Source organism: Bacillus sp. RCC_6_1 (genome assembly GCF_041360755.1).
GTDB lineage: Bacteria > Bacillota > Bacilli > Bacillales > Bacillaceae_G > Bacillus_A > Bacillus_A cereus.
Window position 1 is genome coordinate 83,385 of record NZ_JBFUPV010000017.1, and the last position, 10,996, is coordinate 94,380.

The following is a 10,996-nucleotide window of genomic DNA, read 5'->3' on the forward strand; positions in this document are numbered from 1 at the left end:
AGTATCTAATAAGTCGAGGACTTATTAGATACTTACTTTTATTTTGGAATGAGGAAGTGAGGAACAAAATGAAATTAGCAATTCAAACTAAAAATTTAACAAAATCTTTTGACAATCAATCCATTGTCAGAGATTTAAGCTTATCTGTTCCTGAAGGAAGTTTATATGCTTTTATTGGACCAAATGGTGCAGGGAAAACAACAACAATGCGAATGTTATTAGGATTAATTCCATTAGATAAAGGAACGATATTATTTAATAATAAAGATATCAAAGAATGGAAAGAAAAATTATTTGAAAATGTGGGTTGTTTTATTGACTCACCTACCTATTATCCTAATTTAACAGCTTATGAAAATTTAGCCTATGTACAAAATATGATTAATAAACCTTTAGAAGAAATAGATAGAGTATTAAAAACTACAGGAATATATAAAGCAAAGGATAAAAAAGTGAAAGATTTTTCTTTAGGAATGAAACAAAGGCTAGGTATTTCCTTTGCTATTCTTAATAATCCTAAAATACTAATTCTGGACGAGCCGACAAATGGATTAGACCCAGAGGGAGTACATGAGATTAGACGCTTGTTACTTCATTTAGTAAAAAATGAGGGGAAGACTATATTTATCTCTAGTCATAATTTAGCTGAAATTGAAATGATAGCAGATCACATAGCGTTACTACATAAGGGTAGCTTACTCTATGAAGGGAATTTAAACAGTATTATTACCTCTGGAGAATATATTATTCATGTTAATGATACAACTGTCACAGAAAGAATTTTGAATGCAGAGGGTATACCTTATAGCATAGAAAAAGAAGGGGTATTCAAGCTAATAATAGATCAAAACAGTGTTCCTAGTTTAACTAGAATATTAATTAGGAATGATATAGATATTTTTGAAGTTAGCCCTAAAAAGCCAACGTTAGAGGAAGTATTTTTATCTTTAACTAAACAAAAGGAGCTACTATAATAATGCAATTTATCTTTAAAAGTGTGAATAGTGAGATGAGGAAAATTGGTGGGAGAAAATTATTATTATTTTCTTTGTTTTTTTCATTATTATCAAGCTTTTTGTGTATAAGTTATTTTATTTTTAACAAGAATAACCCTGACATGTTTCAATCTACAAATCTTATAGCAATTACAGTTAACTTTAATACACTAACGTTAAGCATTTTTTCTGCTTGTATGTGGTATTTTATTATTTCTTCTGAAAATAAATATGGTACTTGGGCTATTATTTATACAAAGCCAATTTCAAAATTCAAGTTATTGGTAGCTAAAAATCTATTGTTTATACTGCTCTATTTGATCTTTAATATTTTAAATTTTACAGTTGTAGGTATCTATATTTTTATAAATGGATATGAAATACCCATATTGTATTTTTTAAAAATGTTGTTACTTTGTACCATTTTATCTTTAGCAATACCATATTCTCAATTGCTTTTTCATTTAATTATAAAAAAGGGAATTCTAGCAGCATCCTTGTCAGTTATTTGGATTTTCTTTAGCGTAACATATGGATTATTCCCTACAATATTCACAAAGTCATTTCCAATATTTTATGCATTGAATATAGTAAGTGACGTAATGATTAAAAAACCAACTATTTTAATATATCTTGCAAGTTCTTCAATATATATTTTAGGAATTATGTTATTAAGTGTGAGTTTTAAATATTATACATATGAATAATAAAGGGTGAAATAAGTGGGTATTTTAGGTGAATATAAAAAAAGTCTTCATAATGGGTTGTATATCCTGTTACTAGTATTTTTGTTGATACCAATAAGTTTTCAAGTTTTTTTAACTGTATTGTCTCAAGTAAAAGATGGAGTTGACATGCATATAGCGATTCTAAGTCTTTTTTGTAGATTATTTTTACCAATTGCAATAGGTCTATTAGTGTCATTTTCTTTTGTAAACGAATTCAGAAGAAAAGGATATATGTCTGCTATTTATCATGGAGTTACTTTAAAAACTATATTAAGTAATAAGTTTTTGTTTTGTTTAATAATTACTTTTTGTTATTTAATATGTGCTTTAGTCATAACTAGTATACCTATAGTATTAACGGTTGATAGTCTCGGGACTGTTTATCAAAGTTTAAGTTTTTCTATACTTTTTATGGTAATTAGCTCTCTAATTATAGTGAATTTACATTTTTTAATAAATATAATATTCTATAAAATCCCTCTACTTTCATTATTAGTAGGAGTTATAGGTGGACTGGGTAGTTTTTTTATCTCTCATACAAACTATTGGATACTATTTCCTTGGTCATATCCAATTATGAGTCTTTATATGGATAGCATTGAACCAAAACAGTTGTATATTATTCTTATTGTATATCTATTAACATTACTAAGTTGTATATTTATTATTAAAAAATCAATGCAATGGAATTAAAGTTAAAATAAGAAGAGTAGTATTATTAATAATAAAGCGTGTTGTAGTTGCTATAAGCTTAATCTTGATGTGTTAAGTGGAGGAATAAGACATGTTGATCCGGTACTATTGAATCAAAAGAAGCTAAAATATGAAGAACGTAACTTATGGCTGATAGAATATCTATTAAAAATTCACCATATGAAAAAGGTAGCTGTACAAAATAAAATGTACCCTATAGAATAGACACTTGAAAAAAGTCTATTCTATAGGGTATTTCTTGTATAATAAAAGGAAAGTTGGAATCGGAGAATGTTGAAAATGACAAAAAAACTATTTATAGAAAGAGAAATTCAAATTCTATCAAATAACCTATACGTAAAATCTGTAAGTCAGAAAGGTATCACTTATACAGAGGAATTTTAGCATATTTTTAATGAGGAAAATGAAAAAGGAAAGCTACCTCGAAATATTTTTGAAGAATGTGGTTTTGATATAGATATGATTTGAATGAAACGAGTTATGTCATCGGGAAGTAGATGACGTGCTGCTTATAGAAAAAATGGTGTATTGGGTTTAAGGGATACACGTATCGAAAACGCTGGAAGAACTCTTGAGAGAGAGCTTACGTTAGAAGAAAAGTATGCCCGTTTAGAAGCCGAACGAAACTTACTAAAGGCGGAAAACGAATTGCTAAAAAAATCAAACTTATGGAAGGGAGGATGAGAAGGGAATAACACTACCACCTAGTCAGAAATTCATCTTGATTCGTTCTGTCATCATGAAATACAACTTAAGGAATATGGTCAGTCATTTGTGTAAAGTAGCTGGTGTATCCCGTTCGGGATACTATAATTACTTTTCAGTTTCATCTCAAGAACAACGGAAACAAAAGAGTGATCGAGATGAAATCTTGAAGGAAACCATATTAAAAGCAATTCGATTTAGAAATAGAAACAAGGGGGCTCGCCAGATAAAGATGACATTGGCGGGTCAGTTTCAAGTTGTCTACAATTTAAAGCGTATCCGTAGAATTATGAAGAAATACGAGATTATCCGTCCGGTTCGCAAAGCGAATCCTTATAAAAGAATGCTTAAAGCTACAAAAGAACATCGAATAGTACCGAATCAATTAAATCGGGAATTTAAACAAAATACCCCAGGGAAAACACTTCTTACAGATATCACCTATTTAGTTTACGGTAAGAATCAAAGGGCCTATTTATCTACAATTTTAGACGGCTCAACTAATGAAATTTTAGCTTACCATGTTTTAGAACAGATGACATTAGAGCTCGTAACGACAACTCTCCATAAACTAAAAAGGAATCCGCGGATTCGATTGACTGAAGGTGCTTATATTCATTCAGATCAAGGATCCCACTACACAAGCCCTACCTATCAAAAGCTAGTTAAAAAGCTAAACCTTGGACAATCCATGTCAAGAAGAGGAAACTGTTGGGATAACGCCCCACAAGAATCATTTTTTGGTCATTTGAAAGATGAAGCTCATATAAAACCTTGCGTGTCCTTTAATGAATTGAAACAAGAGATTAAGAAATATATGACGTATTATAATCATTATAGATATCAATGGAATTTAAAAAAGATGATTCCTGTTGGATACAGAAATCATCTTCTTGATGTTGCCTAACTTTTTTCAAAATGTCCTTTACAAAGGGTACAGATTAAAAGTGCAGCTACCTTTTTTCACAAAAACATCCAAATACAAGAACAATCTTAGCGTAAACTTGCGCTTAATGGTACTTGAGAATAAATTGTGAAACTGTTACCATAAGTACCGTGTTTAGAAAAAGAGGAAGAAATTGAACCATTCCAACTTTTGTAGATAGCTCCAGATGTATCTGCTCTTAGAAGTACGTTTGAAAAGCTAGCTTGGCTAAAAGAATTACGTCCAGTACCTTCAACGCCCTGAACCATTTTAACTGGTTCGTATTGAGAAAATGAGCCATATACAGGCTGATTTGCATATCTAGGGATTCCATTTACATACATAGTAACCGTACCATTGCCGTTATTAATTATTTTAAGGTTTATTCGATCACCATCTTTAATTGATGTATCATATTGTGTGTTCCAATACTTATTATTTTGACCTGATTCATTATATCCTGAATTAAGAAATACTTTATATCCACTTGGTGTTTTTGAAATACCACCTTCAACTTTAGATGCTCCAATACCTAAATACCAATTCACATATCCATCCTTAACAACAACTGATTTTGGTAGATTTATATCAGCTGCAATTCCAGTATAACTACTATTTGTAACGCTTTTTACAGCACCTTCTGTAGCTGCAAAACCTATAGTTGAAAACATTGATAGAGAAATTAGAAGTGAAGCGACTAGATACATTATTTTTTTCTTACTTTTCCTTAATACTTGATTCATTTTTAAATCCCCCTTATTTTTAATTTTTAAATTGTATTGAAAGTTGGCCAACTAAATACGACTTACAAACCAAAGATACATTAGGTTTAATTTAATGTATATATTTTCCTGTCATAAGTCATTGAAATGTCAATTAAATTAGATTTTTCATATTTATCAATATAGGGGGAGTTGACAGTATGAAGTGCTATATCTATTTAAAAATAAGAAGCTTTTGTTAAAAATAAGATTAAAGCTTATAAATTTGTTGGGTATAATATGTATTACGATTTATTTAGGAGAGATAAATATGAAAGGAATATAGGGGGTTTTTCAAAAGATATATCTGAAATTATGAGAAATAAATTAATTGTTTGTGCTAAAGAATTTATTGGAATAGTTCGTAGGTGAAGAGGAATATATGATTTAAAAGGCGTGGAATACCTATATAAAAAGAAGAAAGGGGGTCCAGCTATGGAAAAGACAAGATCAAAGTTAAATAATGCAGCTATTGAAGGAGTTATAGAGACATTAAAAGATGAAAATGAATGTTTACGTATGGAAATCAATTATTTAAAAAAGTTAAAGGCTTTACTTCAAAAAGAGAAGAAATTACAGAACAAGACTAAGTGGAAGTTTTAGTCTATCATTCTACGTACTATTATTTTAACGTGAATAGTCCGAAACAAATCTGTTTCGGACTAAGAGTTCAATGTTTTATCCATTGTATTCAACATTTTTAATAAAGAGATTGAACTTTCTGGTTTTTAAGCTAAGAAAAATGTATTACATTAATCAATAGATACTTCTACAGAGACACTAGGTATTGTTGGTGCTGATGTATCTCCACCATTAGAAGAAGATTGTTAAGATGAATATAAACTATTCATGCCACATATTAATACACTTATTACTACCATACTTAATACAATTTTTTTCATCACTTTAACGCTAAATGTTTCTTACCAGCATTACTGCAAATGTAGAAATATTTGTTCGCCTTAACTTGGTTATCTGCCTTATAAAATTGAATTGCTAAAATCTCTGTTTATTCTTTTACTCATCTCATATTATATTTAGTTGAAGTATCGAGAATAGAAGAATAGGAATAGAAAAATTAATATTTTTCCAAATAATTTATTGAATAGACTTAAAGGGATAAGCAGCTCTCCTATGATAAGGCTTTTGAGTTTATTCCTATTTGGTTTTTTTAACAATTCTTTAAATGTTTGAAAGTTAATTTTATTAACGAAAGACCAACTTGGCATAGCTTTTGTATCTGAATCTATTTTGAAAATGATATGAATACTATGTGTATGAAAGCCGCTTATACTTAAAATAAGCATAAATCCTAAAATAATGAACCAAGTCATTTTTTAGCACCTCCTTTCAGTATTTAATATTAAGATATTAATAACGTTGAGGAAGTGTGCTGTTATCCATGAAAAATATTGAGAAATTGTTGAGGAAACGTTGAGTATTTCGCAATGCAATTGATCTTAGCACAGTTGTATGAACTGTTCTCTTAAGAAGCGGAAGTGTTGAACATTTTTCAATGACAATGATTCAAGCCTTCCAATTATAGTGTGTGCAAATAGTTGCAATTTATACAAAAAGGAAGCATTGAACTACCCTCACTTTTAATTCTAAACGAAGTGAAAGTGAGGGTAGTTCAATGGTATGTAGAAATGTAGGGGATTCAGATGTTAATTCGACGGTTGGCTAAAAAACTTTGAGTCTCTAAAATATTTTTTAATATTATGAGAATGTAGACCGGATATACTTGTATGTTGTAAAGAAAATTTTCTTAAAAATATTTCTTTTACAATTTAAGATTAATTTTTTATGTTATATTATTCCATGGATTTTAAATATTTGTTTAAGAATAATAAAATTTCAAACTACGGTTATGTTTGTTTTGTTTAAAAAAATAGGAAGATTATCAGACCATGAGTCGAGAATCTTCCTATTATATATGTTTTAAAGTTTAAAGTAATTTGGATCTTAGCATAGGGCATGTACATGTCTTATAGGTATGCATATCTATAGTTTTTTTAAAAGTATTCAATCAATATTCGAAGTATATGATTTTTTTGTATTACTGTAACTGAGGTTTAGACAAAAAGAAGAGGGAACAAAGGGACTATAGGATCTTTTTTTTATGTTCTTTACTCTGATAAGCCCAGACATAAAGGGTATAATTAAATAATAGGATGAAAATCTATTGAAACAGATTTTCATCCTATTATTATAGATACAGTGGGAGAATTTGAAAAAGCTATAAATGTATTTGGGAACAGGTTTATAAATATAAAAATTATTTATCTTTATTTATTGTTTTGAATACTATCGGTGAATGGTTGTTTAAGAGATTTTAAATTTAATGATCAATTAATTAGTAGTTAAAGAATTGGTGATATTAGAAGATTCAAGTTTATCTTTTTTAGGAATAAAATCAAAAATTAATTAATAATATTGATGGTACTTAATAAATGTTTATTTATATCGTTCTAAGTACTTATAATCTAAAGGGAAAGAGTTTATTTTATGTAAGTTGTGGTTTTTAAAGATTAAATGTAATTCTTAAAAATCAGTTCGTTCATATATTCTTACTGTTAAGAAATATGAGCTAATAAATAAAACTAGTGTAATGATAAAAATAAATACAGATAATTCAGTTGTTGAAAAATGTGTATTTATTTTTAATAAATATTTGTTTAAATCCATAAAATTTATTATTTTTTTCCAAGTGAAGAGAAAAACAAGAAATACGATACTGAAACCGGCTAACAAGTATTTATTTGTAAAACGATAGAAAAATGGTAAATAGAAAGAAGTTAATACCATAATGATAACAAAGCTTGCGCCAATTTCCTTAAGAGTTCCTATTTTAATACCAAAATGAGGTATTATAGCATCCATACTTAGTTGAAAAGCTAGTGTGAAAACTGTTGCGAAAAATGTGAATATTAATGTTCCCGCGTATTTAGATAAAATAATTGTTTTACGACTATATGGTAAACTATTAATGAATTTATGGTTATTATCTTTTTCGTCATTGAAGTGAGCGTTAAACATGTACATACAACCAATAACGCTTACCGTAAACAAAAGGTTAGTGAGATTGATTTGATACAAACAAATGATCCCGATATAAAACAAAATCATAAATTTCTGTAAGCGAAGATCTTTTAAAAATAAATTATACATGAAAATTCCCCTTTTTTGTATAGTACATAATATCTTCTAAGCTAGCCGTTTCAATTAATGCTTCTTGCTTGAGTTGTGATCTTGTAAGTGTTGCTTGTTGTGTAAGAGCTTCAAATCCTATATGGGTTTGTCTCATTCCTACAAAGTGACGTTTAATTTCCGGGGTAAGTAATTCTGTATCTCCTTTTACTATTGCATACTGTTCTAAAATCATATTCATATCTTTATGGAATACAATTTTTCCATCATGAATAAAGACAATATAGTCTGCAATTCGGTCTAAATCGGTTGTAAGATGCGTCGAAAAGAAAATAGTTTTACTCTGATCTATCATGAGATCATGCAAGATATCTAATATATCTCTACGGAATACAGGATCTAGTCCTGAAGTTGGCTCATCCATAATAATAAATTCAGCATTATGAGATAGAGCAAATGCCAAAGATGTTTTCATTTTCATCCCTTTTGACATTTTTTTTATTTTAAGATGAAGGGGTAATTCAAATCGCTGTATAAATTCTTTGAAACTATTTTCATCCCACATTTGATAGGAGGGAGCAATAATTTTTTTGAGCTCATGAATCGTCATGTCCTCATAGAAAACATTATCGTCATAAACGAATCCAATTCTTTCTTTTATAGCGACTTGATTTTTTTGAGGATTTAAACCGAAAATTGAAATATCTCCACTATCTTTATTAATTAAATTCATAATCAGTTTGATAGTAGTGCTTTTCCCCGCACCATTTGCACCGATAAAACCTGTTACATAACCTTTTTTTATTGTAAAAGATATATTTTGAAGAGAGAATTCATGATAAGTTTTTGATATATTATTTAGTTCTACGATATTTTCCATTAACTTTCCTCCCCATATATTAAATCTAGTATGTGTATAAGTTCTTCTTTTTTTACGTCATTATTCTTACATTCCTGTATCATATCTATTAATTTTTCTTTCAATATAGATTTCGTATTTGAATTCTCAGTATATTTTTCTTTGGCTGCTACAAAAGACCCTTTTCCTACTGTTGAATAGATATACCCTTCTTTTTCTAGTTCTTCATAAGCGCGTTTTGACGTGATTACACTAATTTGTAAGTCTCTTGCAAGAAGACGAATTGATAATAATGGATCTCCTTCTTTTAGTGTTCCATCCCTAATTTGTTCTTTGATTTGGTCTATGATTTGTTGATAGAGTGGGACTTTAGAAGTATTTGATATTAAGATTTTCATTTTTACGGTTCCTTCACTTGAAATAATGTATACATTATATACACTATACACATTATACACACTATATAAAAAACATACAATATTTTCAATATATAATTTAGTAAATTTTAATTTTTGAAAAAATGGTATAAAATCCTTTACAAAATGTAAAAAATATTATACATTTGGTTTGTGAAATTGAGAAGGAGGAGATAACAATGTTAAGTATATTTGCAAAAATTAGTAGTGCGATTTTGTTGATCTCAATTTTTTACTGGGCGTATTATTTAGATAAAAATAAAAAAGATGAACGAAGTGAACAAATTTTAGGTAAGGCTTCAAAATATTCGTTTTTATTTACGTATATTTCACTAGGATTTTTTGCGATTTTCTATTTAAACGGACATATTAGTCCAAATAATCTTTTTGATTTAATCATTGTACTTATAGCAGTAATGTCTTTAATTAATACTTTATCTATATTTGTTTATAATAAAAAAATGAGTTGAATATCTTGAGGTGAAAAATGTTAAATAATAACATTAAAATGTATAGAGCTGCAAAGAATATTTCTCAAGATCAACTTGCTAAGATAGTAGGGGTTACACGACAAACAATATCGGCTGTTGAGAAAAACAAATATAGCCCTACGTTAGAACTCGCTTTTAAAATATCAAAAGTTTTGGATAGAACTATCGAAGAAGTATTTGAACATTACGAATGAGCATTGCTATAGATACTCCTGTTAAATTGCTATAAATAAGGATTTGAAAAAGCCTACTGTTTTATATAAAAAACAGTAGGCTTTTTTGTGTATTACGATATTTAGCACTTATATGCTGGAATCCCTAGCTCCAATGTAAAAACAGATTTTATTTTTCAGCTTTGTAATAGAGTGTACTTATGATTTTGAGGAAATTCAATCTAATAAGATTTTTGTTGTTGATAAACTTTTTATTAATTATCTTTAATTTAAGTGAAAGTCCTAAAAATAAAAATTTTCCAAATTTTTTTCGTTAAATTTGGAAGTATTTTCTATAATGAATTTGCTGATATATCAATACTTTGAGCTTAATAGTGTTGATTCTTTATATACAATCAATTTTTTATTTTCTGAAAAAAAGACTTGATAAAATTTTCTCGTGTAAATATAATCGGATTGAGAGATAGGAATCACAACATCTACCAAATAAGTTATTTTTTTACAAAGAAAGGAGGGCAAAATGAGAAATTTAAAAGAAGATGTAGTAGGTTTAAGCATGAAAAAACTTAATACATTAGAAATGGAAAAAATTTATGGCGCATCAGGTGTAGACACAAGAACACATTCAATGGCTATTGTGGCTACTACAACAACTCGTACGGTAGGTCAAACAGGTCCAGTAACAATTAGTAAAGTATTATCTCTCAATACAATTTGCCTATAATAAGGAGTGCTTGAAATGAAGAATATTAGTGAAAAATCAGTAGGTCTAAGTATGAAAAGACTTGATACAACAGAAATGGAAAAAATTTATGGTGCATCAGGTGTGGATACGAGAACACATCCAACAGTGATTGTAGTTTCTAGAACAAGCAGTAAAGCATGTTTGTCAGGAGTCTCAGCAATTAGTGGGTTACTATCTTACAATAAAGATTGTATAGGATAAGGAGTGCTTAGAATGAAGAATATTAGTGAAAAATCAGTAGGTCTAAGTATGAAAAAACTTGATACAACAGAAATGGAAAAAATTTATGGTGCATCAGGTGTGGATACGAGAACACATCCAACAGTGATTGTAG

The 10,996-nt window shown here is 28.7% G+C and carries 13 protein-coding genes and 3 pseudogenes; 10 read left to right on the top strand and 6 right to left on the bottom strand.

Annotated elements, in window-relative coordinates:
* Window positions 1-68 precede the first annotated feature (68 nt).
* The 4 genes and pseudogenes from AB6801_RS27710 to AB6801_RS27725 all read left to right on the top strand — a co-directional run bounded on the left by AB6801_RS27710 (window position 69) and on the right by AB6801_RS27725 (window position 4,049).
* Complete coding sequence (locus AB6801_RS27710; protein ID WP_087947959.1) at window positions 69-974, top strand: ABC transporter ATP-binding protein; 906 nt, start codon at window positions 69-71, stop codon at window positions 972-974.
* Between the two features lie 2 nt (window positions 975-976).
* Complete coding sequence (locus AB6801_RS27715; RefSeq protein ID WP_016078390.1) at window positions 977-1,702, top strand: ABC transporter permease; 726 nt, start codon at window positions 977-979, stop codon at window positions 1,700-1,702.
* Window positions 1,703-1,717: 15 nt separating this feature from the next.
* Window positions 1,718-2,416, top strand: coding sequence for an ABC-2 family transporter permease (locus tag AB6801_RS27720; RefSeq protein WP_000511805.1), 699 nt, complete (start codon window positions 1,718-1,720; stop codon window positions 2,414-2,416).
* Between the two features lie 291 nt (window positions 2,417-2,707).
* Window positions 2,708-4,049 (top strand): annotated as a pseudogene (locus tag AB6801_RS27725) (IS3 family transposase).
* Window positions 4,050-4,135: 86 nt separating this feature from the next.
* Here the strand turns inward: AB6801_RS27725 and AB6801_RS27730 are convergent.
* Window positions 4,136-4,810 carry a hypothetical protein gene (locus AB6801_RS27730; protein ID WP_087948206.1) on the bottom strand — a complete coding sequence of 225 codons (675 nt, stop codon included), beginning with the start codon at window positions 4,808-4,810 and terminating at the stop codon, window positions 4,136-4,138.
* A gap of 453 nt (window positions 4,811-5,263) precedes the next feature.
* Here AB6801_RS27730 and AB6801_RS27735 point away from each other — a divergent pair, with 453 nt between their 5' ends.
* Window positions 5,264-5,431, top strand: a complete 168-nt coding sequence (locus AB6801_RS27735; RefSeq protein ID WP_016078394.1) for a hypothetical protein — start codon at window positions 5,264-5,266, stop codon at window positions 5,429-5,431.
* Window positions 5,432-5,580: 149 nt separating this feature from the next.
* Here AB6801_RS27735 and AB6801_RS27740 read toward each other — a convergent pair.
* The 5 genes and pseudogenes from AB6801_RS27740 to AB6801_RS27760 all read right to left on the bottom strand — a co-directional run bounded on the left by AB6801_RS27740 (window position 5,581) and on the right by AB6801_RS27760 (window position 9,235).
* A pseudogene (locus AB6801_RS27740) lies at window positions 5,581-5,730 on the bottom strand (Phr family secreted Rap phosphatase inhibitor).
* 135 nt (window positions 5,731-5,865) lie between these two features.
* On the bottom strand, window positions 5,866-6,162 hold the full coding sequence (locus AB6801_RS27745; RefSeq protein WP_000219744.1) for a hypothetical protein: 297 nt from the start codon (window positions 6,160-6,162) through the stop codon (window positions 5,866-5,868).
* Between the two features lie 1,210 nt (window positions 6,163-7,372).
* A complete protein-coding gene (locus AB6801_RS27750; RefSeq protein ID WP_000282496.1) occupies window positions 7,373-7,999 on the bottom strand; it encodes an ABC-2 transporter permease in 627 nt (208 codons plus the stop codon).
* Entirely contained in the window at window positions 7,992-8,858 is an 867-nt protein-coding gene (locus tag AB6801_RS27755; protein ID WP_000428047.1) for an ABC transporter ATP-binding protein, read from the bottom strand. The genes AB6801_RS27750 and AB6801_RS27755 overlap by 8 nt, the downstream gene beginning before the upstream one ends.
* On the bottom strand, window positions 8,858-9,235 hold the full coding sequence (locus AB6801_RS27760; protein ID WP_016078395.1) for a GntR family transcriptional regulator: 378 nt from the start codon (window positions 9,233-9,235) through the stop codon (window positions 8,858-8,860). The genes AB6801_RS27755 and AB6801_RS27760 overlap by 1 nt, the downstream gene beginning before the upstream one ends.
* 197 nt (window positions 9,236-9,432) lie before the next feature.
* On the opposite strand from AB6801_RS27760, the gene AB6801_RS27765 reads away from it, so the two are divergent.
* The 5 genes and pseudogenes from AB6801_RS27765 to AB6801_RS27785 form a co-directional block, all read left to right on the top strand.
* Window positions 9,433-9,723, top strand: a complete 291-nt coding sequence (locus AB6801_RS27765) for a DUF2178 domain-containing protein (protein WP_000948678.1) — start codon at window positions 9,433-9,435, stop codon at window positions 9,721-9,723.
* 17 nt (window positions 9,724-9,740) lie between these two features.
* Window positions 9,741-9,938, top strand: a complete 198-nt coding sequence (locus AB6801_RS27770; protein WP_000933864.1) for a helix-turn-helix transcriptional regulator — start codon at window positions 9,741-9,743, stop codon at window positions 9,936-9,938.
* Window positions 9,939-10,437: 499 nt separating this feature from the next.
* Complete coding sequence (locus AB6801_RS27775; RefSeq protein ID WP_001245107.1) at window positions 10,438-10,641, top strand: lichenicidin A2 family type 2 lantibiotic; 204 nt, start codon at window positions 10,438-10,440, stop codon at window positions 10,639-10,641.
* 15 nt (window positions 10,642-10,656) lie between these two features.
* The gene (locus AB6801_RS27780) at window positions 10,657-10,863 is read left to right on the top strand and encodes a lichenicidin A2 family type 2 lantibiotic (protein WP_000790340.1); all 207 of its coding nucleotides are present in this window, start codon (window positions 10,657-10,659) and stop codon (window positions 10,861-10,863) included.
* A 12-nt stretch (window positions 10,864-10,875) separates the two neighbouring features.
* A pseudogene (locus tag AB6801_RS27785) lies at window positions 10,876-10,996 on the top strand (mersacidin family lantibiotic); the annotation flags it as partial.